The organism is Tistrella mobilis (assembly GCF_039634785.1).
Taxonomy (GTDB): domain Bacteria; phylum Pseudomonadota; class Alphaproteobacteria; order Tistrellales; family Tistrellaceae; genus Tistrella; species Tistrella mobilis.
Genome location: NZ_JBBIAB010000017.1, coordinates 58,487 through 85,288 on the forward strand (window position 1 = coordinate 58,487; position 26,802 = coordinate 85,288).

Annotated in this window: 19 protein-coding genes; 4 read left to right on the forward strand and 15 right to left on the reverse strand. The window is 69.1% G+C overall.

Features of this window, described 5'->3' with window-relative positions; all coding sequences use genetic code 11:
* The first annotated feature begins 51 nt into the window (after positions 1 to 51).
* Together WI697_RS20710 and WI697_RS20715 are read left to right on the forward strand one after the other, a co-directional pair.
* The gene (locus WI697_RS20710) at positions 52 to 4,089 is read left to right on the forward strand and encodes an nSTAND1 domain-containing NTPase (protein WP_345959796.1); all 4,038 of its coding nucleotides are present in this window, start codon (positions 52 to 54) and stop codon (positions 4,087 to 4,089) included.
* Between the two features lie 37 nt (positions 4,090 to 4,126).
* Positions 4,127 to 6,859, forward strand: coding sequence for an NAD-binding protein (locus tag WI697_RS20715; protein WP_345959797.1), 2,733 nt, complete (start codon positions 4,127 to 4,129; stop codon positions 6,857 to 6,859).
* A gap of 132 nt (positions 6,860 to 6,991) precedes the next feature.
* Here WI697_RS20715 and WI697_RS20720 read toward each other — a convergent pair whose 3' ends face one another.
* The 6 genes from WI697_RS20720 to WI697_RS20745 all read right to left on the reverse strand — a co-directional run bounded on the left by WI697_RS20720 (position 6,992) and on the right by WI697_RS20745 (position 14,482).
* Positions 6,992 to 8,569: an ABC transporter substrate-binding protein gene (locus WI697_RS20720; protein ID WP_296715217.1), complete on the reverse strand. Its 1,578-nt coding sequence runs from the start codon at positions 8,567 to 8,569 to the stop codon at positions 6,992 to 6,994.
* A gap of 166 nt (positions 8,570 to 8,735) precedes the next feature.
* Positions 8,736 to 9,596 (reverse strand): hydrolase, encoded by an 861-nt coding sequence (locus WI697_RS20725; RefSeq protein WP_041607295.1) that lies wholly within the window; start codon positions 9,594 to 9,596, stop codon positions 8,736 to 8,738.
* A gap of 131 nt (positions 9,597 to 9,727) precedes the next feature.
* Positions 9,728 to 11,377: an ABC transporter ATP-binding protein gene (locus WI697_RS20730; RefSeq protein ID WP_345959798.1), complete on the reverse strand. Its 1,650-nt coding sequence runs from the start codon at positions 11,375 to 11,377 to the stop codon at positions 9,728 to 9,730.
* Positions 11,374 to 12,240, reverse strand: a complete 867-nt coding sequence (locus WI697_RS20735) for an ABC transporter permease (RefSeq protein ID WP_156503158.1) — start codon at positions 12,238 to 12,240, stop codon at positions 11,374 to 11,376. The genes WI697_RS20730 and WI697_RS20735 overlap by 4 nt, the downstream gene beginning before the upstream one ends.
* Positions 12,237 to 13,178 (reverse strand): ABC transporter permease, encoded by a 942-nt coding sequence (locus tag WI697_RS20740; protein WP_014752803.1) that lies wholly within the window; start codon positions 13,176 to 13,178, stop codon positions 12,237 to 12,239. Before WI697_RS20740 ends, WI697_RS20735 begins: the two co-directional genes overlap by 4 nt.
* 125 nt (positions 13,179 to 13,303) lie before the next feature.
* Entirely contained in the window at positions 13,304 to 14,482 is a 1,179-nt protein-coding gene (locus WI697_RS20745; RefSeq protein ID WP_296715211.1) for a C45 family autoproteolytic acyltransferase/hydolase, read from the reverse strand.
* A 203-nt stretch (positions 14,483 to 14,685) separates the two neighbouring features.
* Between WI697_RS20745 and WI697_RS20750 the strand changes: the two genes are divergently transcribed.
* Positions 14,686 to 15,636, forward strand: a complete 951-nt coding sequence (locus tag WI697_RS20750; RefSeq protein WP_197465033.1) for a GntR family transcriptional regulator — start codon at positions 14,686 to 14,688, stop codon at positions 15,634 to 15,636.
* Positions 15,637 to 15,916: 280 nt separating this feature from the next.
* On the opposite strand, the gene WI697_RS20755 is transcribed toward WI697_RS20750, so the two are convergent.
* The 5 genes from WI697_RS20755 to WI697_RS20775 all read right to left on the reverse strand — a co-directional run bounded on the left by WI697_RS20755 (position 15,917) and on the right by WI697_RS20775 (position 21,316).
* The gene (locus tag WI697_RS20755; RefSeq protein ID WP_345959799.1) at positions 15,917 to 16,552 is read right to left on the reverse strand and encodes an FMN-binding negative transcriptional regulator; all 636 of its coding nucleotides are present in this window, start codon (positions 16,550 to 16,552) and stop codon (positions 15,917 to 15,919) included.
* Between the two features lie 14 nt (positions 16,553 to 16,566).
* A complete protein-coding gene (locus WI697_RS20760) occupies positions 16,567 to 18,021 on the reverse strand; it encodes an amidase (RefSeq protein ID WP_296715206.1) in 1,455 nt (484 codons plus the stop codon).
* Between the two features lie 84 nt (positions 18,022 to 18,105).
* Entirely contained in the window at positions 18,106 to 19,002 is an 897-nt protein-coding gene (locus WI697_RS20765) for an HlyD family secretion protein (RefSeq protein WP_345959800.1), read from the reverse strand.
* The gene (locus tag WI697_RS20770; RefSeq protein WP_345959801.1) at positions 18,999 to 19,214 is read right to left on the reverse strand and encodes a DUF1656 domain-containing protein; all 216 of its coding nucleotides are present in this window, start codon (positions 19,212 to 19,214) and stop codon (positions 18,999 to 19,001) included. The genes WI697_RS20765 and WI697_RS20770 overlap by 4 nt, the downstream gene beginning before the upstream one ends.
* Entirely contained in the window at positions 19,211 to 21,316 is a 2,106-nt protein-coding gene (locus tag WI697_RS20775) for an FUSC family protein (RefSeq protein ID WP_345959802.1), read from the reverse strand. Before WI697_RS20775 ends, WI697_RS20770 begins: the two co-directional genes overlap by 4 nt.
* A gap of 77 nt (positions 21,317 to 21,393) precedes the next feature.
* On the opposite strand from WI697_RS20775, the gene WI697_RS20780 reads away from it, so the two are divergent.
* Positions 21,394 to 22,197, forward strand: coding sequence for an AraC family transcriptional regulator (locus WI697_RS20780; protein ID WP_345959803.1), 804 nt, complete (start codon positions 21,394 to 21,396; stop codon positions 22,195 to 22,197).
* Positions 22,198 to 22,236: 39 nt separating this feature from the next.
* On the opposite strand, the gene WI697_RS20785 is transcribed toward WI697_RS20780, so the two are convergent.
* From WI697_RS20785 to WI697_RS20800, 4 genes are read right to left on the reverse strand one after another with little or no spacing between them, the layout of a single operon-like run.
* Positions 22,237 to 23,223 (reverse strand): putative 2OG-Fe(II) oxygenase, encoded by a 987-nt coding sequence (locus tag WI697_RS20785; protein WP_345959804.1) that lies wholly within the window; start codon positions 23,221 to 23,223, stop codon positions 22,237 to 22,239.
* The gene (locus WI697_RS20790) at positions 23,220 to 23,504 is read right to left on the reverse strand and encodes a PqqD family protein (protein WP_345959805.1); all 285 of its coding nucleotides are present in this window, start codon (positions 23,502 to 23,504) and stop codon (positions 23,220 to 23,222) included. Before WI697_RS20790 ends, WI697_RS20785 begins: the two co-directional genes overlap by 4 nt.
* Entirely contained in the window at positions 23,501 to 24,535 is a 1,035-nt protein-coding gene (locus WI697_RS20795; RefSeq protein WP_345959806.1) for an aspartyl/asparaginyl beta-hydroxylase, read from the reverse strand. The genes WI697_RS20790 and WI697_RS20795 overlap by 4 nt, the downstream gene beginning before the upstream one ends.
* A complete protein-coding gene (locus WI697_RS20800) occupies positions 24,528 to 26,468 on the reverse strand; it encodes an asparagine synthase-related protein (RefSeq protein WP_345959807.1) in 1,941 nt (646 codons plus the stop codon). The genes WI697_RS20795 and WI697_RS20800 overlap by 8 nt, the downstream gene beginning before the upstream one ends.
* Positions 26,469 to 26,802 lie beyond the last annotated feature (334 nt).

Genomic DNA, 26,802 nt, shown 5'->3' on the forward strand with positions numbered 1-26,802 from the left:
CCTTCGATACGCCACCACCCTGCAGCGCCCTTTTCGACAAGGACGTGATCGATGGTCCGGATCTTCATTTCGCATTCCAACCGCGATAACGACGACGCGACCGAGATCGACGCCCGGCTTAAGAGCGCGGGCTTCGACAACAGGTTTCTGGATATCGACAAGCATGGGGGTATTCAGCCCGGAGACGATTGGGAGCGAAGATTATACCACGAGGTAGAGCGAGCCCAGGCCGTTGTGCTTATAGTCACCGACAACTGGCTCGACTCGAAATGGTGCTTTGTCGAATTCACCCAGGCGCGGGCGCTGGGCAAGGCGATCTTCATCCTGATCCTCACCGCGACCAAAGAGAAGATCGTCGGCAAGGATCTGCAACACATCGACCTGACCGCCGGCCGCGACGTCGGGCTGGCGTGGCTCGTCAGGCGGCTGACCGAGATTACCCTGCAATCACGCGCACATCTGGATCTGCCTCGGGGCACGGTGCCGTTTCCGGGCCTGCCCGCGTTCGAAGAAACCCAGGCGGCGGTGTTTTTCGGGCGCGATGCCGAAATCCTCGACCTGATGGAGCGGTTGCGGCAGATCCGCACCAGCGGCGGCGCCAGGCTGATCACGCTGCTCGGCGCCTCGGGCAGCGGCAAGTCCTCGCTGCTGCGGGCCGGGCTGGTGGCACGCCTGCGATATGACCGGGACAACTGGATCGTCTGCAAACCCTTTCGCCCCGAGGCCGAGCCCGTCGATCGGCTGATCGACACGCTGCTGCTGACGCTGCGCGAGGCGGGGCCCGGGGAGAGCCCGGGCGATGGCGAGGCGGAACGGCGCTGGCGCGAAGCCCTGGCCTCGGCCACGCCCGGCGAGGCCCTGCGGGAGATCGCCCGGGCGCTGAGGCGGCGTGCCGGCGCCCTGGATGCGCAGATCCTGATCCCGATCGATCAGGCGGAAGAGCTGTTCACCAGGGCCGAACCATCGAAACAGCGGGCCTTCTTCGCCCTGCTGGATGCGGCACTGGCCGACGACCTGCCCTTCGTCGCGATCGCGGCGCTCCGCTCGGACCATCTGGGAGACTGGCAGACGGTGGACGGGCTGTCGGCGCCGGCCGTGCTCCACCCGCTGGCACGGATGCCGCTGGCACATATCGGCAGCCTGGTGCGCGATCCGGCAAAGCTCGTTCACCTGAAGGTCGACGAGGAGATGATCGCGGCGCTGACGGCCGATGCCGAAAGCGATGATGCCCTGCCCCTGATCGCCTTTCTGCTGCGCCGGATGTACGACACCATCGGCACGGACACGGCCTGGACGCTGGCACATTACCAGGCGATGGGCGACCGCCGGGCCGACCGGACCCCGCTGCAGGATGCCGTGCGCCGGGCAGCCGACGACGCCCTGCCGGACCTGACCGACAGCCAGGCCGCCGCGCTGCGCGAGGCCTTCGTATCGGCGCTGGTGCGGGTCAATGCCGAAGGCGGCTTCGTCCGCAAAGCGGCCCGGCTGGCGGACATCCCCCACGAGGCACGGCCGCTGCTGCAGCGGCTGGTCGAGGCACGGCTGCTGGTGACCGATATCCGCGCCGGCGCGGACGGCAGCGGCCCCTCCGAAACCGTGATCGAAGTCGCCCATGAAGCCCTGTTCCGGGTCTGGCCCAGGCTGTCCGGCTGGCTGGACGAGGCCCGCGACTTCCTGATCGGCAAGGCCCGGCTCAACCAGATGTTTCAGGACTGGCAGAAGCTGGAGACGTCGGAGCGCCGCAAGGGCCTCCTCTCCGGCATCATGCTGGACCGGGCCCGCGGCTGGCTGGCCGCATATCCGCACCGGTTCAGCGACGCGGAACGGGCGTTCATCGAAGAGTCGGATCGGGCGGAGGTGGAAGACCAGCAAAAACTGCTCCGCGAGGCGCAGCGCGCCACGGATGCGCTTGCTGCGGCGACGGAAACCGCCGATGCCCTGATTTTCAATCTGGCACAGAAATTCCGCCGGTCCGGCCTGCCCAATGCCATGGTCCGTGAGATTCTGGAGGAGGCACGCAGACTTCTGGACAGGCTGAACACGGGGGACAATCGGAGTGCTGCGCTGGAGAGGAGCCGGGCCGTAGCATTGGCCGAGCTTGGACAGTCACTGGCTGAATTCGGAGCGCCGGATGAGGCAAGGCAGCTCTATGAGGAAAGCCTGGAAATATTCCAGCGTCTGGCCGAGCGGGAGCCGGAGAACACGCAAGCCCAGCGCGATCTCAGCCTCGGCCTGGAGAAGATCGCCGATATCAGGCAACGGCAGGACCCGGCGGCGGCGCTGGCGCTCTATGAACAGAGCCTGGAGATCAGACGGCGACTGGCCGAGCGGGAGCCGGAGAATACGGAGGCCCAGCGCGATCTCAGCATCAGCCAGGAGAAGATCGCCGACATCAGGCAACGGCAAGACCCGGCGGCGGCGCTGGCGCTCTATGAACAGAGCCTGGAGATCAGACGGCGACTGGCCGAGCGGGAGCCGGAGAACACGCAAGCCCGGCGCGATCTCAGCGTCAGCCTGAACAACATCGCCGATATCAGGCAACGGCAAGACCCGGCGGCGGCGCTGGCGCTCTATGAACAGAGCCTGGAGATCACACGGCGACTGGCCGAGCGGGAGCCGGAGAACACCCAAGCCCAGCGCGATCTCAGCATCAGCCTGAACAACATCGCCGATATCAGGCAACGGCAAGACCCGGCGGCGGCGCTGGCGCTCTATGAACAGAGCCTGGAGATCACACGGCGACTGGCCGCGTGGGAGCCGGAGAACACGCAAGCCCAGCGCGATCTCAGCATCAGCCTGGACAGGATCGCCGACATCAGGCAACGGCAAGACCCGGCGGCGGCGCTGGCGCTCTATGAACAGAGCCTGGAGATCACACGACGACTGGCCGAGCGGGAGCCGGAGAACACGCAAGCCCAGCGCGATCTCAGCGTCAGCCTGAACAAGATCGCCGATACCAGGCAATGGCAAGACCCGGCGGCGGCGCTGGCGCTCTATGAACAGAGCCTGGAGATCAGACGACGACTGGCCGCGCGGGAGCCGGAGAATACGGAGGCCCAGCGCGATCTCAGCCTCAGCCTGGACAGCATCGCCGATATCAGGCAACGGCAAGACCCGGCGACGGCGCTGGCGCTCTATGAACAGAGCCTGGAGATCAGACAGCGGCTGGCCGCGCGGGAGCCGGAGAATACGGAGGCCCAGCGCGATGTCAGCGTCAGCCTAAACAGGATCGCCGATATCAGGCAACGGCAGGACCCGGCGGCGGCGCTGGCGCTCTATGAACAGAGCCTGGAGATCACGCAGCGGCTGGCCGAGCGGGAGCCGGAGAACACGCAAGCCCAGCGCGATCTCAGCGTCAGCCTGAGCAGGATCGCCGATATCAGGCAGCAACAGGACCCGGCGGCAGCGCTGGCGCTCTATGAACAGAGCCTGGAGATCAGACGGAGACTGGCCAAGAGGAAGCCGGAAAACACGCAGGTCCAGCGCGATCTCAGCGTCAGCCTGGAGAAGATCGCCGATATCAGGCAACGGCAAGACCCGGCGGCGGCGCTGGCGCTCTATGAACAGAGCCTGGAGATCAGACGGAGACTGGCCAAGAGGGAGCCGGAAAACACGCAGGTCCAGCGCGATCTCAGCGTCAGCCTGGAGAAGATCGCCGATATCAGGCAACGGCAAGACCCGGCGGCGGCGCTGGCGCTCTATGAACAGAGCCTGGAAATCTTCAAGCGTCTGGCCGAGCGGGAGCCGGAGAACACCCAAGCCCAGCGCGATCTCAGTGTCAGCCTGGACAGGATCGCCGATATCAGGCAACGGCAAGACCCGGCGGCGGCGCTGGCGCTCTATGAACAGAGCCTGGAGATCGCCACGCGACTGGCGCAGCAGAGTGACAGCATCGAGGCAAAAACCGATCTGGTTATCAGCCACTACAAGATCTCCACCGTCACCACCGGTGCCAGACGCATCGCATCCCTGCAACAGGCCCTCGACATCGCCCAACAGCTGGAAGCGGCCGGGCAGCTGACTGTGGTTCAGGCCGACTGGCCCGATATCCTGCGCCGGGCGCTGGCAGAGGCGGAGGGAAGCGAGTGATCCGCGGGCTGGTATCGCATGCCGCCGGAGCCGGCCGATGAGCCGGCGGCGGCGGGCGTGGTGGGGGGTGGTGCCGGCGGTGGTGGCCTTTGGCAGTTTTGCCCTGGGCACCTATGGGTTCTGGGAGATGCTGCCGCCGCCGCGCAGCCTGTTCGAGACGCTGCCCGATGCCGCCTATCGGGCGTTGCAGATGTTTTTCATGAATTTCGAAGACCCGCGCGACGCCGGCGGGCCGGTGGGGCCGGCGTTGCAGGCGGCCAGGTTCGGGGCCTTCGTCACCACCGTCTGGGTGATCCTGCAGGCCTTCTTTCCGCAGGCCTGGCAGACCGTCCGCCGCTGGTGTCGCCGTCGGGGCAGGCACTGTGCGCTGATTCTGGGCTATGGGCCGATCGGGCAGGCGATCGCCGCCGGCCTGCGCCAGCCGGGGAACGGCATCCGCCGCATCACTGCGGTCGAGCCGCTGGTGACGCCCGAACTGGCGGCGCGGGCGGCGGCGGATGGCGTGCTGCTGCTGGAAGCCGACCCGTCGGATCCGCGGCTGTTGGACCGGGCCTATGCCCTAAGGGCCGAGCGGATCTATGTAAGCGACCGCGACGATCTGCGCGCCATCGACACGGCGGTGGCGGTGCAGGCGCATGTCGCCCGGCCGGGCCGCGACATCCGGGTGGTGCTGAACGACAGCGCCGTGGCCGGGCAGATGGCCGAGGCGGCGGGCGCCGGGTTTCTGGGCGCGCCCGGGCTGTCGTGGTTCTCGCTGGCCGACGAAACCGCCCGGCGGCTGATGGCGGAAGCGCGCTTCGACCGGGTGGCGGTGGAAACCGGGGCGGCGCGGCTGCATCTGGTGATCCTGGGCTGCGGCAGCCAGGGCGAGGCGATCGCCGTGGAAACCCTGCTGACCGGCTGGCGCACGGCGCTGGGGCCGCCGCGCATCACCTTTCTGGATTGCGATGTCGCGGCGATCGAGGCGCGGATGCGCCGCCGCATGCCGGCCTGGTTCCTGAAGCCCGATGGCGGAGCCCTGCCCGAGGGCGCGCGGCCGATGCTCGATTTCCGCAGCTGCGATGCCGACCGGCTGGATTTCGCCGGCGACGACTGCCTCGACGGGCTGCGCACGGGGGTGACGGCCTGGGTCTTCGCCACCGGCAACGACGCCCTGAACCTGCGCGCCGCCCTGTCGCTGCATCGGGCGATCACCATGCGCCGGATCGACCCGGCCCCCATCCATGTGCGCATCCCCGGCGGCCATGCCGAGGACGCGCCCGAGCTGGTGGGCCAGCCGCTGGCCATGGCCCGCACCTTCGGCGCGATCGACGGGGTGATCGCCCGATCACCGCTGCTGGCGCCCGACCCGGATGCCGTGCCCAAGGCGCTGCACGCCGCCTATGCCGAGGCGAGCGTCGCCATGGGCCTTGCCGACCGGCCCGAGAGCTGGGACAGCCTGCCCGAGGCCAGGCGCAAGGCCAACCGGGCCCTGTTCCGCCATGCGGCGATGAAGCTGGAAGATTTCGGCGCCGAGGCCCAGCCCCTGCCGACGGTGCCGCCCCGGGCCCATGCCGCCCTGCTGCAAGGGCTGGAACGGGTGGATGCCGCGCTCGACTATGCCCGGATCGACCGCAACGGCGATCCGCAGAGCTGGCTTCGGCCCGGCACGACCCTGCACGAGGACGACCGCGAGACCGCCATCCGCCTGCGCGATGCCGCGATCTGCGAGCACAACCGTTGGACGATTGAGCGGGCGCTTGAACAATTCCTGCCCACGGAACGGCCCGAACGCGCCCTGCGCGACGATACCCGCCGCCTGCACAACAACATGCACGACTGGTATGCGCTGGAACAGGCGACGATCCGCCGCTACGACGTGGTGCTGCTGCGCGGGCTGCTCTCCAGATCCGGCGACGACAGCGAGGCGACGGCGCGGCCGCACCGCCCGCGCATCCTGTTCCTGGTGCTGCCGGCCGATGGCGGTGCGGCCAGGCTGCATGTCTCGGACCAGGGCGCGCCCGACGGCACGGATGTGACCGAGCTGCAGCTGCATCTCTGCCTGGCGGCGGACCCAGCCGACCCCGATGCCTGCCTGCCGCCGCTGCTGGCCGCGCTGGACGACCAGTTCAACCCCGCACGGCAGATCCCGCCCCGCCGGCTGCGCATCGATTTCGCCCGGCCGCCGGGGGCCGGGGGTTTCGCGCTGGCCAACCGCCTGGCCATGGCGCTGCGCCGCCGCCACGGGCCGGGGCTGGCGATCGAACCGCTCTGGTCCTGGCGGGCCCGGGGCTGCACGGTCGCCGTGGTCGGACATCGCGATCTTGGCGGTTTCGGCGATCCGGCGGCGCTGACCGAGCGGCTACGCCAGGGCTTCATGGCGCTGATCGCCCGCCAGGGCGTGGAGGCCCTGGTCTGCGGCCATGCCCCCGGCGCCGATCAGGCCGCGGTGGCCGCCTGGGCCTCTCTGGCCCTGCCGCCACCCCGGCTGATCTTTCCCTTTGCCGAAACCGCGGCAGACGGCACCCGCATCTTCCACACCGACGACCCGGCCGTTGCGACCGAGGCGACCCGCTTCGCCGAACCCGCCCTGCGCGCCCTGGGCACGGCCGCCCTGCCCGATGACGGCATGGGCCACCGGGCCCAGGCCGATACCCTGCTCGCCCGCGCCGACTGCCTGCTGGCGGTGATCGACGAAACCCGCGCCGCCCTGCCCGGCGGCACGGTCGAGACGGTGGCACGGGCGCGCGCGGCCGGCAAGACCGTCAGAGTGGTGCCGCCCGCACCCTGAGGGCAGCCCGACGGAAGGGGAGGCGACGGAAGGGGGGCGACGGAAGGGGGGGGCGCGACGAAAAGCAGGGGCGGATGCCGTGCATCCGCCCCCGCCCGGCCCTGTCGGAGGGACCCGTGTTTCCGACAGGGCTCACTTCGTCTTCGTCACGCCCCAGAAGCGGTCGAAACCGGCCGACCAGGGGGTATAACCCTTCAGATCGGGCGCCGTGGCGATGACGCGGACGTCGTTATAAAGGCCGATCACCGGCACCGCCTCGGCCATGCGGCTGTGGATGCGATCGAAGATCTTGCCGCGGACCGCCGGATCCATGGTCTGCTTGGCGGCCTCCAGCAGCTTGATGGCATCCGGATCGTCCCAGCTGGCGCTGGGCTGCTCGGTCTTGTCGCCGATGATCGAGGAATAGGCGAGCGCCGGGTCGAGCCTGGAGGAATAGACGAAGGACTGCATCTGATACTTGCCCTGCAGATAGTTCTGCAGCTGCGTCGCCCAGTCCAGCACCTCGATCTGGGCGTTGATGCCCGCCGCCTGCATCATCGCCTGGGCGGTGACCGCGGTTTCGTGATAGCCGCCGGGGCGCATATTGGTCTGGATGCGGATCGGCTCGCCCTTGTAGCCGGCCTCTTTCAGCAGCTTCTGCGCCAGCGCCGGATCATAGGCCGGCCACTGGTCGTGGGTGGCGTTGTGATAGGGGCTGGCGGTGGCAACACCCGAAGGATTGGCGGTGGCGACGCCTTCGCTGGCGACGGCCACAATCGAAGGTACGTCGATTGCGTGTGCGATCGCCTTGCGGATGCGGGGGTCCTTCAGCACCGGATCCTGGGTCTGCATCAGCAGCAGGTGCCAGGACAGGATCGGCTGCTTGTAGATCGACACCCCGCGGCTTTCGGCTTCCGGGATCTCGGCGGCGCCGAGTTCGGGCACGAAATCCAGCTCGCCGGCATAAAGCGCGTTCTTCATCACCGTGCCGTCGGGCGCGATCAGGAAGCGCAGATGATCGGCCAGCGCCGGCTTGGCCCCGGTCATGCCGTCAGAGGGGCCCTCGCGGCCGGTATAGCCGTCGAACCGGTCCAGCTCCACATAGCGGCCGGGCTTCCAGTCGCCGATCACATAGGGGCCGGTGCCGACCGGCGCCTTCCAGCTGCCGTCTTCATTCACCGAGGACGGGTGCAGGATGGCGGCGTTGCACTGCAGGTTCGACATGAACAGCGGCAGCATCGGGTTCGGCTTTTCCAGCCGGAACACCACCGCATAGGGCTCGGGCGTCTCGATCGCAGTGATCGCAGCACCCTGCTTGCCGTCGAAGAAGCGCTTGCACTGCCAGGCGGTCTCGGCCTTCAGATAGCGGTTCCAGCTCCAGGCGACATCGGCCGAGGTCATCTCGGCGCCGTTCTGGAAGTGGACGCCCTTGCGCAGCTGAAAGCGCCAGGACAGGCCGTCGGCCGAGGGCTCGAAGCTTTCCGCCAGAACCGGGCCGACCGACAGATCCTGACGATGGCCGACCAGCCCCTCGACCACGTGGTTCATGATCAGATCAGCCGTGCCGTCGCGCTGCACGCCGGGATTGGTGCTGCGCAGATCGGTCGGGATCGCGATGGTGATCCGCTCGGTGCGCTGCGCTTCATCGGCAGAAAAGGCAGTCTGCGGCAGGATCAGCGCCGCGGTGACGACGGCCGCGGCGCCGAGCTGCCGCGTGGTCACGCAGGTCATGGGTCTTCCCCTTCCCTTCGCTGGGTGATGGTGAAGCGACGCCGGCAGCGCACTGCCGGTCCCCGTCACGAGCCGGCCGGACATTGTTATCGGATCGTCCGGTCCGGGGGTCTTTCAGGGCCGGGCGCATGCTCCCCATGCGGCCCGGCCCGATGTCGTGTCTGCGTCAGGCCCTGGTGGCGGCCACGGCCCCGGCCAGGAAGTCCTGGACGGCGCCGACCACCTTCAGCCCTTCATGGCGCACGCCCGGCAGCAGGTCGAGCCGCACGGGAATGCCCTTCGCCTCGAACGAGGCCTTCAGGCTCCGGATCTTGTCGACCCGGGTGGCGCCGGCGATGTTGGCATCGGGCATCCAGCCGGGCATGCCCGGCTTCAGCGTGATTTCCCAGGTGTCGAGATCGGCATCGCCCACCACCATCTGCACCGCCACACGGCGCATGGCGTCGACATCGGGATCGGTGCCGAACACCTCGCGCAGATTGCGGATGCCGACCCACCAGTCGCGATCCTCGTCCAGCAGGGTCACGCCGCCCGGCGCGCCGATCGACACCGCGAACAGCCGGTCGGCATGCAGATAGAGGAAGCGGTGGGTGAAATGGCCGCCGCCGGAAAAGCCGAACAGGGCCACGCGCGAGACATCGATGTCGTAGCGCTTGCCGACCAGATCGACCATGTCGAGCACCAGCCGGTCGAAGCGCATGTCGTGGAATTTGATGCGCTTGTAGTTCGACATCTCCCCCGGCTCGATCAGCCCGACGGGGAAGAGCGGCGCCAGCACGATGCAGTCATGGGCGTCGGCGAAGGCCGCGAAATGGTCGCGATAGGCCGCCGCCGTGCGGCCGGTGCCATGCATGGCGACGATCAGCCGCCAGCGCCGGCGGGCCTCCGCATCGGCCGTGGCGAAGCTTTTGGGCACGTAGAGGCAATAGGAGACGCGCTGTTCGTTCGGCAGGGCGAAGAAGGGCGTCGGCCCGAAATCGTAGAAGTTCAGATGCGGCTGGGCGAGGGTGATGCCGTCGGGGATCATGGGCGCGGGCTCCGGCAGGGGGCATGGCAGGCGGAAGATTAAGAGGGGCGATCCGCCTGCGGTCCTGGCTCGTCTTCGAGCATAGGACCGCAGATCGCGGAGGCCAAGGGCAAAAACTGCTTTTCTAATCGTTATAGTGCAGAACGATCATTGGCCGGACCGGCCAGCCGCCAGCCGCCCCCGGCGGCCGGTTCCAGCACCGGGGCGGCGGCGAGCAGCGCGCGGGTATAATCGTGGCGCGGCCGGGCGAACAGCTCTTCGGTCTCTGCCGTCTCGACGATCCGGCCATCCTTCATCACCGCGACCCGATGGGCGATGCGGCGCACCACCGACAGCGCATGGGTGATGAACAGGCAGGAAAAGCCGTGGCGCTGCTGCAGATCGCCGAACAGATCCAGCACCTGGGCCTGAACCGTCATGTCCAGCGCCGAGACCGCCTCGTCGGCGACCACGAAGGCCGGGCGGCGGACGATGGCGCGGGCGATGGCGACGCGCTGGCGCTGGCCGCCCGAAAGCTCGTGCGGCAGACGCTTCGCATAGGCCGAGCCCAGCCCGACCTCTTCCAGCACCTCGTCGACCCGGCGGCGGGCCTCGTCGGCCGCAAGGCCCGGAACATGGCGCAGCGGCTCCGCCACGATCCGCCCCACGCCATGGCGCGGGTCCAGCGAGGAAAACGGGTCCTGGAACACCATCTGGCAGTCCAGCCGCCGGGCGCGGGCCTCGGCACCGGTCGCGCGGGCGAGATCGGTGCCGCGGAAGGTGAGCTGCCCGCCGCTCGGCCGGGTGAGCCCGACCAGACAGCGGCCGATGGTGGTCTTGCCCGAACCGCTTTCGCCCACCAGCGCCAGGGTCTCGCCGGGCGCCACCTGGAAGCTGACGCCGTCGACCGCGCGCTTGTCGGGCTGGCGCTTCAGCATCCGCCGCCGGCCCTTGTGGATCACCACCAGATCGCGCGCCTCGACCACCGGCACCTCGGCCCGGGCCGGCGGCGCCAGCCGGCGCGGCCGGGGCATCGCCTCCAGCAGGTTGCGGGTGTAATCATGCTGCGGGTCGAGCAGGATCCGCGCGGTGGGGCCGCGCTCGATCACCCGGCCGCCGCGCATCACCACCACGTCGTCGGCATAGCGCGCCACCAGCCCCAGATCATGGCTGACCAGCAGGATGGCGGTGTCGTTCTCGCGCGCCAGCTCTACCATCAGCTCCAGCACCTCGCGCTGGACCAGGGTGTCGAGCGCGGTGGTCGGCTCGTCGGCGATCAGCAGCCGGGGTTTCAGCAGCATCACCGAGGCGAGCATGATCCGCTGGCGCATGCCGCCCGAGAATTCATGCGGCCAGGCGCCGAAACAGCGCGCCGGATCGTCGATCCGGATCCGGGCGAGCATGGCGAGCGCCCGCTCGCGCGCCTCGGCGCGGCCGATCTTCTCGTGCAGCATCAGCCCTTCGACCAGCTGCGCACCCACCGACAGGGCGGGGTTGAGCGAGACCATCGGCTCCTGGAACACCATGCCGATCTGGCCGCCGCGGACCTTGCGGCGCGCGGCCCCTTCAAGCGTGGTGATGTCGCGGCCGTCGAACAGGATCCGGCCCGACCGGCGGATCAGCGGCGACGGCAGCAGATCGAGCACCGCCCGCGAAACCACGGTCTTGCCCGAGCCGCTTTCGCCCACCACCGCCAGGATGCGGCCGCGCGCGATCGACAGGCTGGCGTCTTCCACAACCGTTGGTCCGTGCTCAAGACCAACAGACAAGTTTTGGATGTCGAGGAGAAGCGGGCTGGTCATGCGTTGCGCATCCTGGGATCGAGCCGGTCGCGCAGCGCATCGCCCAGCAGACAGATGCCGAGCAGGGCCATGGTGATGCAGGCGCCGGGGAAGATGGTGAGCCAGTCGGCCTGGGCCAGATAGGGCCGGCCGGCGGAGAGCATCGAGCCCCAGGTCGCCGCCGGCGGCGGCACGCCGAGCCCCAGGAAGCTGAGCGCGCTTTCCGACAGAAGCGCCCAGCCGAACATGGAGGTGGCGAGCACGATGATCGGCGAGGCGGCGTTGGGCAGCACATGCACCGCCATGGTGTAGAGGGTGGAATTGCCGGTGACGGCCGAGGCCTCGACGAATTCCCGCGCCCGCAGCGACATCACGATGCTGCGCACCACCCGCGCCATCGACGGCGTATAGGCGATGCCGAGCGCAATCACGATGCTGGTCTCGCCCGGGCCCATCACCGCCATCAGCCCCAGCGCCATCAGAATGCCCGGGAAGGCGAGCAGCGCATCAATGACCACGGCCAGCAGCCGGTCGACCGCGCCGCCCAGAAAGCCCGCCAGCACGCCGATGGGCGCCCCCAGAACGGTTGCCACCGCAACCGTGGCCAGGCCGATCGAGACGCTGGTGGTGGCACCGCTCATCAGCCTGGAGAGCACGTCGCGGCCGAATTCATCGGTGCCCAGCCAGTGCAGATCCGAGGGCGGTTGCAGGCGATGGGGGATGCTGAGCGCCATCGGGTTATAGGGCGTCCAGACGGCGCCGGTGACCGCGAGCAGCAGCACGATGCCGACCAGGATCACCCCCAGCCACAGCCCCGGCTGAAGCCGGCGGCGGAGCGGTTTCAGGCCGCGGGTATCGGCGGCGGAAGCAGGTGCAGAAGTCATGCCGCAACCCTCGGATCGAACAGCGGGTGGAGCAGGTCGACGATCAGGTTGATCACCACGTAAAGCCCGGCGATGAACAGAAGCCCGCCCTGGACGACCGGATAGTCGCGGGCATAGATCGCATCGACCAGCAGCCGGCCCAGCCCCGGCAGCGAGAAGATGGTCTCGGTGACCGCAATCCCGCCCAGAAGATTGCCCAGGATCAGCCCGACCAGGGTCAGGGTGGGCGCGAAGGCGTTGGGGAAGACATGGCGCGCCATCACGGTGTGTTCCGGCAGACCCTTGGCCCGGGCATGGGTGACGTATTCCAGCCGCAGCACCTCGACCGTATTGGCACGCGCCATGCGGGTCAGAATGCCGATCTCGACGATGGTGAGCGTCAGCACCGGCATGACCAGATAGGCGAGCGCCCGGCCGGCATCCTCGGCGAAGCCCACATAACCCACGATCGGCAGCCAGCCCAGATTGAGCCCCAGCCACATCAGGATCAGCAGGCCCAGCCAGAAAGTGGGAATCGACATCAGCAGGGTGGCGCAGGCGGTGATGGCGAGATCGGTTCCGGCTCCGCGCCGCCAGGCCGCGATCATGCCCAGCGGCACCGCAACCAGGGTCGCGATCAGGACCGCCGGGAAGACCACGCCGGCCGTGACCGAAAACCGGTCGGCCACCAGCTCGGCCACCGGCAGACCGTTGGTGATGGACTGGCCGAGATCGCCCGAGGCCAGCCGCTCGACCCAGAGCACGAACTGCCAGGGCCAGGGGCCGTCCAGCCCATAGGCCTGGCGCAGCGCCTGAACCGTGGCCGGATCGGCCTGATCGCCGAGCATGGTGGTGACCGGATCGCCTGGAATCGCGCGGATCAGCACGAAGACCGCAAGCGCCACCACCACGAGTGTCGGGATCGCCGACGCCAGGCGGTAGAGGATGAAGCGCAACATGGCGGGCTCCTTTTTTGTTGGTCCCTCGCCGGGCGGGCGCTGCCGCGCCCTTGGCCGCCGCCTCAATGGCGGCTTGGACCGGCCATCGCAAGCTTCGGCTTGCGATGGCCGGTCCAGGCTGGCTGTCAGAGGCCGGGGGTGTGGCCAGCCGCGTGGCAGGCCGCGCCGTCCATTTCAAGCGTGTAGGTGGTGAAGCGGGTCGACAGGGCCGGCATCGGGCAGACCTCCATCAGGCCCAGCGCCGGTTCCATCACCACCATGGCGACGGTGGAGGAGATGGAGCCACCAGCCCCCGGGCGTGGCGGGCGGCAGACCGAGTAGGGGACGCCGAAATCGTCGAAGAAGGCGGCCTTCAGGGCGTCGCGGTCGATCTGCCCGGCTTTGGCCGCCAGCGCGCGGCGGACCCGCCAGTCGCGATAGAAGCTTTCGGGCACGAAGGGAATGCCGGTGTCGCGGATCTTGGTGCGGGCGATCTCGCCGGTCCAGTGATTGGCGTGCACGATCATGCCGTTCTCGTCGGGCCAGATCGGAAAGGCCTCGTCGGGGGCGCATTCGAAATCGATCGCGAAGCCTTCAGACCAGCTGAGCATCATGTTGTTCGAGGCCGATTTGGGCGTGCAGGACACCGCCTTCATCGCCAGCGCCATATGCTGCTGTTCCAGCGCCTTGCGCCGGATCAGCGCCAGCGGTACGCCGACCTGGGCATAATCGCGGTCGCATTCCAGATAATTGGCGGTGATGGCGATGCCGGCCGAATTCAGGCCGCAGCGCGCCAGGCCGCCGGCCTCGGTCATGGTCAGCAGGTCGGGGCCGTCGTCGCGCCGGATCTTGAGCACCACGGTGGTGTGGGCGCATTCCGGCCGCCAGTCCCAGTTCTGGCCATGGATCAGCCGGCCATGGGCGGTGTGGCTGCCCAGGATCACGGCGCCGGTGCAACCGTCCGGCTCCTCGTCCGGGATGCCGGCGCGCTGGCGGCCGATCTGCAGGATTTCGGTGCGGGCATTGATCAGCAGGATGTGTTCAAGATCGCAGCCCGCCCCTTCGGCGATGCCGCGCATCTCTTCCACATAGGCCGGGTCGTAGCCTTCCACCAGCGGCAGGAATTCCCGCGCGATGGCGGCAATCGCCGACCAGTCGTGGTTCATGGCCCGAAGCTGGGCGGTATAGAGCGCGACACTGCCCAGCACCTGGGATTTCAGCGCCGCACCATAGGTCCGGCCCCGCTCGACAGGCGTGCCGCGCAGCTCGACCATGGGGAAATCGACGACATCGGCGGCGGATGCCGGGGCCACGGGTGGGATCATCGGGGGAGGTTCCTCGGGATAGGGCTGACCCATGTTGCACTGAAGGTGCGAAGAAGACAATTTTTCCGGGCCGGTCGGCCGCGGGTACGGGCGGATGCAACCCGTGCTTGATCGGCGGTCAAAGCCGTGGTTAACAAGGGATGCAGATGCGCAGGCCGCAGCCGGGGCCGGTCGCGCACCCCACAGATCAGGCTGTCTTTTCGATGGTGACGATGCCCGAGGCCGAGGACGACGCCGCACCGCAGGCCGGGCTGTCCGCCCTGCAGATCGAGGTCGCGCGCCGGATTCTGGAGCGCATCCGCGACGGCCGCTGGGCGCCGGGCGAACGCTTTCCGGAACTGGCGCTGGCCAAGGCGCTGGACGTGTCGCGCACGCCGGTGCGCCGGGCGCTGGAGCTGCTGGAACGCGAAGGGCTGATCGCCCAGTCGCCCGGCCGCAGCTTCCGGCTGGTCGAAGACCCCGCCGCCATCACCGCCGCCGCCGCCCGCGTCGAGGCCCGCCTGCCCGCCTCGGATACCGAGCGGGTCTATCAGATGATCATCGCCGACAAGGCCCAGGGCCGCATCGCCCAGGACGTTTCCGAAGCCGAGCTGCTGCCCCGCTATGGCGTCTCTCACGGCACGCTGCGCCGGGTGCTGATCCGGCTGTCGACCGAAGGGCTGGTGACCCGCCAGCCCGGCCATGGCTGGCGCTTCGTCGACAGCCTGGACGACGACGACGCGGTGACCGAAAGCTATGCCTTCCGCATCGCCATCGAATGCCAGGCCCTGGCCCAGCCCCGCTACCGGGTCGATACCGCCCGCTTCGCCGAACTGCGCGCCGCCCATCTGAAGGTGCTGGCCGCCGATCGCGAGACGCTGGACGAGCGCGAATGGTTCCGGGTCAACGCCGCCTTCCACGAGACGATCGTGGCCGGCGCCGGCAACCGCTTCTTCGACCAGGCCATCGCCCAGCAGAACAATCTCCGCCGCATTCAGGAACGCGACGAGTTCCGCCGGCTGACGCCCGACCGGGTGGTGCAATCGTGCTGCGAACATCTGGCGATCCTCCAGGCGATCGAGGCCGGCAACCGCCGGCTGGCGGCGGCCCTGCTTCGCCATCATCTGTCCCAGGCGGCCGAATTCCCCGAAGACGAGGGGGGGAGTCTTTTTTAGGCCCTCGCCGGGCGGCCACTCCGTGGCCTTGGCCGCCGCCTCAATGGCGGCTGGGGAGAGTTGTTTAGTCCCTCGCCGGGCGGGCACTCCGTGCCCTTGGCCGCCGCCTCAATGGCGGGAGTCTGTTTGACCCTCGCCGGGCGGCCACTGCCGTGGCCTTGGCCGCCGCCTCAATGGCGGGAGTCTGTTTGACCCTCGCCGGGCGGCCACTGCCGTGGCCTTGGCCGCCGCCTCAATGGCGGCTGGGAGGGGCGTTCGGCCCCTCGTCCGGCGGGGCGGCTCACTGGCGGTAGTGCGCGGCCATTTCCGCGGCGAGGGCACGGTCTTCGTCGCGGGGGCTTTCTGCCAGCGCGCGGATCACCGCGGCGCGGTCGGCCTCGGGGCGTTCCTGGCTGAACTTGGCCAGCGCCTCCACCGTCTGGATGACGATCTCGAAGGCCTGGATGCGCGGCAGCATGGCCTGGATATCGGCCTCGTTCAGCTGGTCCAGCGGCCAGGGGCCGGGTTGCTGCGCCTCGAAATGCGCAACCGTGCGGGCCAGCGCCGCGCGGTTGGCTTCAAGACCGGTCAGCAGGCGGATATGGCCGGTGACGTGCAGCGCCGAATAGTTCCAGGTCGGCGCATCGACCCCGGTGACATACCAGGCGGGGGAGACATAGCCGTCGGGGCCGGTGAAGACCGCCAGCACCGGCACGCCGTCGCAAAGCCGCGCCGCCTGCGGGTTGACGCAGGCGATATGGCCGAGCAGCCGGTCGCCGGGCGCCAGGCCGTCATCCAGCCTGAGCAGCGGCAGATGGCTGGCGAGCGGCGCGCCGCCCTGGAGCGGTACATCCACCAGCATGGCGAAGCCGTGGGCGTCGACGAAGGCCGCGCGGCGCGCGGCCTCCTCGATGCGATAGCGTGCAGGTGCATACATGGGGACGGGCGTCCTCAGCCGCGCGACGCGTGGACCGGGGGCAGATGCCGCGCCCAGGGCGCCGCCTCTTCGATCCGGGCCGCCAGACGGAACAGCGTCGCCTCGTCGCCCGGGCGGGCGATGAACTGCACGCCGACCGGCAGGCCGCCATCGCTGAAACCACCCGGCACCGACATCGCCGGCTGGCCGGTGACATTGGCGATATGGGTGAAGCCCAGATGGCCCATCACCCGGTTCAGATAGGTGTCGAGGTCCAGCCCGTCGCTGTCCAGATAGCCATGGGCCATCGGCGCCTGCGGCAGGGTCGGGGTCATCAGCAGGTCGTAATCGCCGAAGAAACGGCAGAAACGCCGGGCCTCTGCCCCCATCCGGCCGCGGGCATCCAGCAGCGCCGGCGCCGGCGTCGCCCGGCCGCGGGCGGCCGCGGCCAGAAGCCCGCCTTCGACCGTGCTGCGGTCGACCGGCCGGCCCATGACCTTCGAGAGGTCGTCGATCTGCGCCGCATCATAGGCGCAGAGCATCAGCTTCAGCGCCTCGGCCACCGCCTCGCCGTCATAGACCGGCACGGCCTCGACCACCTCGTGGCCCATCTCTTCCAGCAGCTTGGCCATGCGCAGCGTGACGGCACGGACATCCTCGGTCACCTCCACCCGGACCGGCGGGGTCAGGCTGAGGGCGATCTTCAGCCGGCCGGGGGCGGCGGCCAGTTCCTCGATCCAGGGCCGCGCCTTGGGCGGCGCGAAATAGGGCGCGCCGACATCGGGGCCGTCGGTCAGATCCAGCATCAGCGCACTGTCGCGCACGCTGCGGGTGATGACATGTTCCGAGACCAGCCCGCCCCACAGATCCCACGACACCGGCCCGGCCGGGGTGCGGGCGCGCGAGGGCTTCAGCCCGAAGGTGCCGGTCGACGAGGCCGGGCAGCGGATCGAGCCCGCGCCGTCATTGGCATAGGCGACCGGCACCATGCCCGCCGCCACCGCCGCCGACGAACCGCCGCTGGAGCCGCCGACGCTGAAGCCATGCTTCCAGGGATTGTGCGTCGGCCCGTTCGCAACCGGTTCGGTTGTGGCGTTGGAGCCGTATTCCGGCAGATTGGTCTTGCCGACCACGATCACGCCGGCCTTGCGGTAGCGCGCCATGATCTCGGTGTCGTAATCGCGGGTGAACCCGGCGGCCAGACGGCTGGCATTGGCGCTGGGCACGCCGGCATAGGACTGGCAGTCGTCCTTCAGCAGCACCGGCACGCCATAGAGCGGGGTGGCCGCGGGATCGAGCCGGTCGAGCGCCGCCAGCTGCTCTTCGGCCTGGGCCTCCATGCGCATGATCACGGCATTCAGGGCAGGATCGACCCGGTCGATCGCGGCAAAGGCGGCCGCGACGGCCTCGCGCGGGCTCACTTCCTTCGCACGGATACGCGCGGCCAGCGCGACGGCATCATCCGTCGCATAGGTCTCGACGAAGCTCATCAATCTGCCCTCTGTTGGAGCGGGGTGCATGTGGCTGATGAGGAGGACCGTAACAAACTGCGTTCTGAACGTAAATAAGACAGTTTAAAAAATGCGAAGCCGCATCGGCGCCTCTCCGTCGGGGGTGATCTCGACCGCCGCGGTCATGCCGGCGACCAGCTCGACCCCGGGCGGCACCGCATCGATCCGGATGCGGACGGGGATGCGCCGGGCCAGGCGCACCCAGGCGAATGTCTCGGGCACATCGGGCAGGCCCTGCGCGCCGGGCGTGTCGTTGTCGTTCTCGATACCGCGGCCGATGCTGTCGACATGGCCCGACAACGGCCGGTCGAACCCCATCAGCCGGATCTGCGCCGGGCGCCCCGGTCGGACATGGCGGATTTTGGTCTCTTCGAAATAGCCGGTGATCCGGAAACTGCCGGCATCGACGATCGAGATGCGGCTTTCGCCCGCGATCGCATAGTCGCCGGGCCGGAGGCGCAGGGTGCTGACATAGCCGTCGACCGGAGAACGCACGGTCGTGCGCGCCAGATCGAGCCGGGCGAGATCCAGCCGCACCTGCGCCGCCCGCCAGTCGGCATCGGCCACCGCCGCCGCGGCCTCCACCTGCTGAAGATCTTCGCGCGAGATCGCCTCGCGGAGCCGCCTGCGCCGCTCTGCCGCCGCCCGGCGGACGATCATCTCCTGACGCCTGGCCTCGACGTCGGCCTCGGCCGACCGGACGGCAAGGCGATAGCGCTCGGGGTCGATGACATACAGCACGTCGCCCCGCTGAACATGGCCGTTGTCGCCGACCTCGACCGTGGCGACGGTGCCCGACACCTCGGGCGCCAGCCGGACGACATCGGCGCTGACCCGGCCGTCGCGGGTCCAGGGCACCTGTTGATACCGATCCCAGTACTGCAGGGCGATCACGGCGGCGGGCACGACGATGCAGAGGGTGAGGACATAGCGGCCGAGGCGGGAGAGGATCCTGGTCATTGGAAAAGCCCGGTGGATGGCAGGTGCTGGAGCAGCAGCCCGTAAATGATGGCGAAGACGGCAAGCTCGACGAGCGGCCGACCGGCGAAGAGGCGGCTGAGCCCCGTGACGACCAGAACCCGGATCACCAGCAGGGTGGCGATGAGCGCCAGGACCGCCAGCACCAGCAGGCCGGGAATGAAAACGCCGCCGAGGGCGAGATCGGTGATCATGGGCGTGGCTCCCCGCCGGTCGTGCCGCTACTGCCCAGCCCCAGCGCGAAGCGCAGATCGATGATCAGGTCGAGCAGGCGGGCACGGTTGTGAAGCGAACTGCCGGCGATCAGCCCGGCCAGCGCCCGGATGCGCGGCTCCAGCCCGGCGATCTGGCCGGCGATCTGGTTGGAATCGGGCTGCCGGGCCGCGAAGCCGGCCGCGATCGCCGCCAGCAGCCCGCGGGCATCGCGGCCGATATGGCCCTCCACCCGGCCGATCTCGTGGCGGAGCTGCCCGGCGGCATGGCCGATGCGCAGATGATGCATGGTATCGTCGAGCAGATGGCCCTGCAGGCGGCCCGAGAGCCGCAGCCTGGGCAGCAGCAGCGCCGTGCGGTCGACCATGAGGTTCGTCCACCAGGCCTCGTCGGGGGCGGTGCCGAGAATGCGCCGCCGGACATCCCTGCGGCTCAGCCGCAGCAGGCGTCCGATCGCCGCATGGGGCGGGACGGTCTGAAAAATCGTCATGCTCACCATCGCAAAGCCGACGGCCGCGAACAGCGCGACCACGTTGTTGAGGGCGGCGGCGAAATCGCCGTGATAGATGCTGTCCAGCCCGCCCAGGATCGGCACGGTCAGCGTGATGCCGAGCGCCATGAAGGTCGTGGGCGGGCGCGCCTGCAGGGATCCGGCGAACAGGAAGACGGGGGCCAGGACCACGACGAGGCCGGCGAAATCCGGCACCCGCGGCAGGATGGCGAAGCCATAGACCAGGCTGATCGCCACCCCGTAGACCGAGCCCGACATGTAGGTCCGCAGATGCGGCGCCGGCGCATCGACGGTGCCGAACAGGGCACAGCACACACCCAGGATCGAGACCGCCATCCCGCCATCCGGCCAGCCCGACCAGATCCAGAACAGGCAACCCATGGTGATGCCGATGGCGGCACCGGCCCCTGCCCTGACCGCCATCCACGGGTCGCGGTGATAGACATAGCCCCTGGCCGGCCGGGGGGCCGATCGGACGGGGCCGGCCCTCAGGGCCTGTTGCCAGAGCCGGTCGGCGTCCCGAAGCAGGCCGGCCATCAGGGCGAGACGGCCGGCGAGATTGGCCGCCAGCCGGTCGCGCGGCGTCGCCGCCCCGGCGGCAAGCCGGGCCCCGAGGGCTTCCGCCCGGTCGATCAGGCCGCCCGCCGCAGCTGCCCGCGCGGCGGCATCGTCCATGGCGATCCAGCGGCGGAGATCCGCCACCAGCCGCGCGATTTCGTCTGCCGGATCGCCTGTCTCAAGGTCCAGGGCGGCGATCTTTTCTTCCACCTCCATCGTCAGCGGCAGCAGGTGGGACAGCCGGTCATGGATCATCCGGCGCAGCCCGAGATGCGGCACCAGCGGCGCCGGATCATAGGGCAGCTGCGTGCCCAGCCCCTGGAGGCCGAGAAGATCGGCGGCAAGCTGGCGGCGATCGTCGCGCGTCTGCCGCGCCGCCGCCCCGCCCAGGGCATCAGCCGCCAGGCGCCGGGCATCGCGGAGCGTGGCGGCCAGCCGGCCGATGAACTGGTCGGTCGCATGTTTGGGCAGAACGATGCGATGAACCAGAACCGCACAGAGGATGCCGACCGAGATTTCCTGAACCCGCACCAGGGCGGTGGTGAAGATCTGGCCCGGATCGAGCACGCCCGGAAAGCCGATCAGGCTGGCGGTGTAGCCGGCCAGAACGAAGGCATAGGCGCGGGGCGTGCGATCGAGCAGGGACAGGCCGAGGCACAGGCCGATCCAGCAGGCAAGCACGATGCTGCACAGGATCGGGTCGTTCACGAAGGCCGGAATGATGACCACCGTCGCCGCCGCACCGACCAGGGTGCCGGCAAAGCGATAGACACCGCGGCCGAGCGAGGCGCCCGCCGAGCCTTGCGAGACGATATAGACGGTCAGAACCGCCCAATAAGGCCGCGGCAGCCCGATCCGCAGCGCGAGATAACAGGCCAGCATCGCGGCCATGAAGCTTTTTGCCGAGAACAGCAGCGCATCTGCATCCGCCCGCAGCAGGGGCGAAAGGAACAGGCGCCGGAGGTGACGGCCGGCTGCGGCAAAGGGGCGCTCGGGGCGATGATCGGTGCTCATGCTGCGGAGTATCGCCGCGGCGCCAAACCGGTTAAATTCGATATCCGGTCATAAAATCACTGAAAACTGCCAAAGCGATGCGCCCCTCCCCAAGATCTGCCGTTTCCGCCGTCTCGGTCTTCGATCCGGATCTCACCGACCGGCCGGCGGTCGCCAGCCAGCTGGATTTCGCAGACCATGCCGAAGAGGTGCCGGTCCACCGGCATCGCAAGGGGCAGCTGATCCTGGCGCGGCGCGGGGCGGTGACCTGCACGGCGGATAACGACATCTGGATCGTGCCGCCCAATTGCGGGGTCTGGATTCCGGGCGGCATGCCGCACAGCGCCCGGGCGACGACGAATGCCCGGCTGAGTTATCTGTTCGTGGAACCGGGGGCCGCCCTGCTGCCCGACAGCTGCTGCACCCTGTCGCTCTCGCCGCTGGTGCGGGAAATGGTCGACCGTCTGGCGCAGGAGCCGGCGGATTATCCGGCCGACAGCCATGCCGCCCGGCTGGCGCGCGTCACGCTCGACGAGTTGGCGGGCATGCCGCGGGAACGCTTCAACCTGCCGATCTCGGGCCACCCCAAGATCCGCGCCATCGCCGACGCCCTGACCCGCGACCCCGCCGATCGCAGCACGCTCGGTGACTGGGCAAAGCGGGTGGCGATGAGCGAACGCTCCCTCGCTCGCCTGATGATCCGGGAAACCGGCCTGACCTTCGGCCGCTGGCGCCAGCAGCTGCACCTGATCGTCGCCCTGCGCACGCTGGCCGCCGGCACCGCGGTTCAGAACGTCGCGGCGGAACTGGGCTATGAGTCGGTCAATGCCTTCATCGCCATGTTCAAAAAGGCCCTGGGCAGCACGCCGGCGCAGTATTTCGCCCAGCGGCGGCGGGGGTGAGGGCGGATCGCGATCCGGCGCCGGGCCGCCGCAGCGGTCTCAGGGCCGGTGGCCGGCCTGATCGGCCGCAGCCGGATGAAGTTCGAACGCGACGCAGATCCGCCGCTGATCGCAGCCGAGCGGCACGGTTTCATGGGTGAAATGGCTGGGCATCAGCACCACGAGGCCGGGCTCGGGGCGGATCCAGCGCTCGTCCCAGCCGATCCGGTCGGTCCCACCCTCCGGCCCGTCCCCGTCACCGGTGGCCGCAAAGCCGCGGCCGGCCGCCGGGCCGACGCGCAGCCAGCCGGGCCGGCCCGTTACACCCGCCACAACCGCTACATCCGCCACAACCGGCGGCACCTCGGCATAATAGACGCCGTTCACCCAGCTGGTGGCGTGCAGATGGGGCAGATGATGGGTCTTCGCCCCCGACACCACGCTCCAGGCCTTGAGGACAAATCCGGCCGGCCGGGTGCGCAGGAAGGGATTGGCCGGATCCGCCGGCAGGCGATCGACATAGTCGCAGGCCACCCGCCACAGCCGGTCGAGCAGGCGGCGCAGCACCGGGCTGTCCGACTGTTCCAGATGGTTGCGGCGCGATCCCATACGGATCGAGCGGTCGCCGGGCCGGTCATAATGCTCCAGCCCGCTCGCCAGTTCGGCCACCAGCGGCGCCAGATCAGGATCGTCGGGCCCGTGCAGGCGGGTGATCGACAGAAACCGCTCGGGGCTGGTCAGCTCTCGGGCGGCCGGGATATTGCCGGCCCAGATCGCCGTGGCGGCCAGCAGATCGAAGCTGCGCGGATTGGCAAAGCCCGCATCGACCAGCGCCCGGACCAGGGGATAGAGCCGCTCGCGCGGGCGGGCCCAGGTCAGCAGATCGGTGAAGGCCCCGAAGGTTTCGAGATTGGGGTCGATCGCCTGGATGCGGCCGCAGAGCGCCGCGGCCGCATCGGCCCGGCCCTGCAGAAGCAGAAAAGCCGCCTGGCGGGCCATGGAGGCCAGATCCGGGTCGGCAGCCTGAAGAGCGGGAGCCTCTCTCACGGCACCTCCTTCCGCACCAGCCCGTGGGTCAGCATGTCTGCGAGCAGCGCCGCGACATCGCGCCGGATGATGTCGAGCGGCGCGTCATAACGGGCATGCAGCGCACCGCACAGATCCTCGAACCGCGTCGGGGTCTCCAGCTGTCCCCAGATGACGGCGCCGATGCTGTCCAGGTTGAAATAGGCGCTGCTCGCCAGATCCATCATCACCACCTCGCCATCGATCTCGGTGGTGAGCGGCTCGGGAGAACGGGTAAAGACGGTCTCAGGGGGGAAGATCATGACGCGGACTGCCTTGCTGCCTGATCGAGGTTGAGCATTCCGGAACCGCCGTCGGCGAACGCCGCCAGCCGCTGCCAGGGCGCGCGCAGGAAACGGTCGCAGAGGTCGTGCATCTCGGGGGTGGCGGCCGCCTGCTTCTGCGCCCGGTCGTCGCTGAAGGGCCGGCGGCCCCGGCGGCTCCAGGCCTGAATCCGGGTCGCATCGGCCATCGCCGCCGCCTCGGCCGGTGTCGGCGTGATGCCCAGGCGCGGCAGCAGGCGGGTGATCACCGCATCCGGCAGCTCGGCATAGTCCAGGATCAGCCAGCCCGCCGGGTCCGCCTCCACCATCGCCGCCATGGCGGTGAAGGCGCGGCCCAGGCAGCGGGCGATGAATTCGGCATCGCTCAACTCCCGCTGCCGGGCCAGCGCCACCCCCGAGAGCAGCGGCGACCAAACCGCATCGCGCAGCTTCAGCCAGCCCGGCGGCCCTGTCAGGTTCGACACCAGGATTTCCAGCGGATCGCGGATGATCAGCACCCGATGCATATCGGGGTGGAGCTGCGCGAACAGATCCTGATCCCGCCAGCTGCGCAGCGACTGCTTCACAACCAGATGCCGTGCCCCGGGCCTGACCCGCTGGCCCAGCGACCGCAGCGCCGCATCCAGCGCCGCCAGCCGGTCGGCGATGGGCACCAGCCCCCAGAAGGCGCCGCAGATATCGACCACGGCCCCCGGCTCGTCCATCACCTGCAGGGCATCGATGCAGGACAGCATGCGGGCGGTGAGCGTCGAGCCGCAGCGCGTCAGATGCCAGATCGCAAGCAGCGGCGGCAACACCGGCGCCGTCGGCGCATGGTCGCGGATCAGCGCAGAGCGCAGCCCCGCCGCGGCCGGATGATCGGCGGCCGGGCTGCCATGCAGGCCGAACAACACCTCCTCGACCGGGGCATCGGCCGCCATCGGCCGCAGCAGGAAGCTGCCGCCGCCGGCCGAGGGCACGGCGCGGACGGGCATGCAGATCGGGCCGGTTTCAGCGAGACCTTCAGCCATTGCGGCCTTCCTGCATCAGAATGAACTGTCCCACCCGCAGCGCCTCGCCCAGCCCCTTGCGCAGACGGTGAGAGGTGGGGAAGCGCCCGGCCTCTTCAGGGGTGGCCGGCCAGGCGTCCAGAATGGCCCGCATATGCTGCGTATCCAGAAGGGAGCAGGCCAGGGGCGATTGTTCGATCCGGTCGATCTCTGCCGCCATCCAGTCGCGCCGCCGCCCCATCCAGCCGAACCAGTCGGCATGCTGCAGGCCGATCCGACGTTCATCCAGAATGGGTTGCGGCACGCGATCGGCCAGGCTCCGGCGGGCCAGCAGGCGCGGCACCCCGTTGCGGCGGAACTGGTCGCGCGGCAGCGACAGGCAGAACTCAACCAGGCCCAGATCGCAGTACGGATCGCGCCAGGACCAGGCCATGCCCTGAAAGAAATGGGCGTATTGGGCGTTTTTCTGGCGGAAATGTTCCAGCAGCAGGATGTGGTTGTCGAGATCGGGCGAGCCCGTGCGCATGGATGGCTGGTCGTGTTCCGTCAGCTGCAACCGTTCCGCGACCTCGGGCCGGATGCTGCTCCATTCCTGCCACCAATAGTCCCGGCCGCCGCGCAACCGCCGCGTCAGGCGGCGAAGGCCGGGGCCGGCCAGGGGCGCCACCGCCTGGCCCCAAAGCGCCCGGGGGCCCCAGAACAGCCGTGGCCGGCCCCCCAATCCCGGGCGATAGGGAACGAGGTTGCGCCAGGCCGCCAGCGCCCGTCCGCGCCGCAACTGATCGGCGGCCACCCGGCCGCCGGTATAGCTGAGCGTGACATTGCCCGCATCGCCGCTCAGGACCACGCCGATGCCCTGTTCGCGCACAATGCGCGCCATGGGCATCAGCATCCAGGACAGTTGATCAGGCCTCTTCACCGGCCAGTCGCGGCTCTGCAGCGGCCCGCCGGCATATTCCATCGACAGGTCGGGTTGCCAGGCATCGACCAGATGTGGCCTCAACCCGGGATAGCGGGCCAGGAAAGGCTGCAACCGCTCCCACTCGTCGGCAAAATGCCCGGCATCCGGGGGCAGCTGGGGAACATCGGGATCGGCGCGGATGGTGAGGGTATGGACGGGCGCGTCATGGCGGCGGGACGCGGTCGCGGCGATGCCGGGCGAATCCAGCCCCGCCGACAGCAGGCACAGAACAGGCGTGCCACCGGGGCAGCGCGCGGCGACCGCGCGGTCCAGATGTTCGCGCGCGGCCTCCACATATTCCGCATCCCGGCGCAGGCGCAATCTGCGCCGCGGCACCGGCGACCAGAAGGGCGCCGTCCGCATGGATCCGTCCTGCCATTCCAGATACCAGCCCGGTTGCAGGCGCCGGATATGACGCCAGGGGGTCCGGTCGCCGATCCGGCTTTCCATTTTGACCAGCGGGTAGACGAGCACATCGGGATCCGGTTCCGGATCGACCTCCGGCACGGCCAGCAGCCAGCTGGGCCGGCTGGCCGCAACGATGCCGTCGGGCATGGCGGCATGGCACAGACTGTCCCGCCCCATCGGGCAGGCGGCGAGCAGCAGCGCGTGATTGGCGGGCGACCAGCGCACCAGGGTGTAGTCGCCATCCAGCCGGGCAAGCCCTTCGACGCCCCACCGGTCGAGAAGGGCGTCGACCAGCCGCACCGGCGTCAGCGGCATCGTCCGGTCCAGCGCCAGCTCTCGGGCCAGATCGGCGAGATTGTAGATCTCTCCGTTGACCAGCGTCACGGCGCCGGACGGGCCCGGCGCGATCGGCCGGGGTGCAGGGCGCCGCAGCCGGCCCGCCGGGTTATCGCGGCCCAAGCCGACGACGATACCGCCGTCGCTCTGATGCACCCGGTCGACGCGGAATTCCGACGGGCAGCGGCGGGCCAGATCACGCACCGCCCCGCCGGTACCGGCCAGAAACCCGGCGCCGCCCTGCAACATCCTGGCGGCAGGTCAGGAATGGGTGTTGATAATGCCGTCGGACGAATTATTGCCGCCCCCCTGGGTCAGGGGCGCGGCGTTGTAGACGCCCAGAACCGGCGCAGCCCAGGGCAGCAGGTTCACATTCCGCGCCGGAGCCGGAGAGGCGCTCGTTTCAGGTTCGTTCATATCCGCACCAGCACATAACGGGTTCAGGTGGCCCAGGGCGATTCAAGTGGCCCAGGGCGGTTCAATTTGCACAGGGCGGCTCCGGCACCCGGTCAACCTTGCGATCGAAGCACTTTGCAGGAAAACGTGGGGACTTTCAAACGTATTTTCTGACCGAATTCTTGGA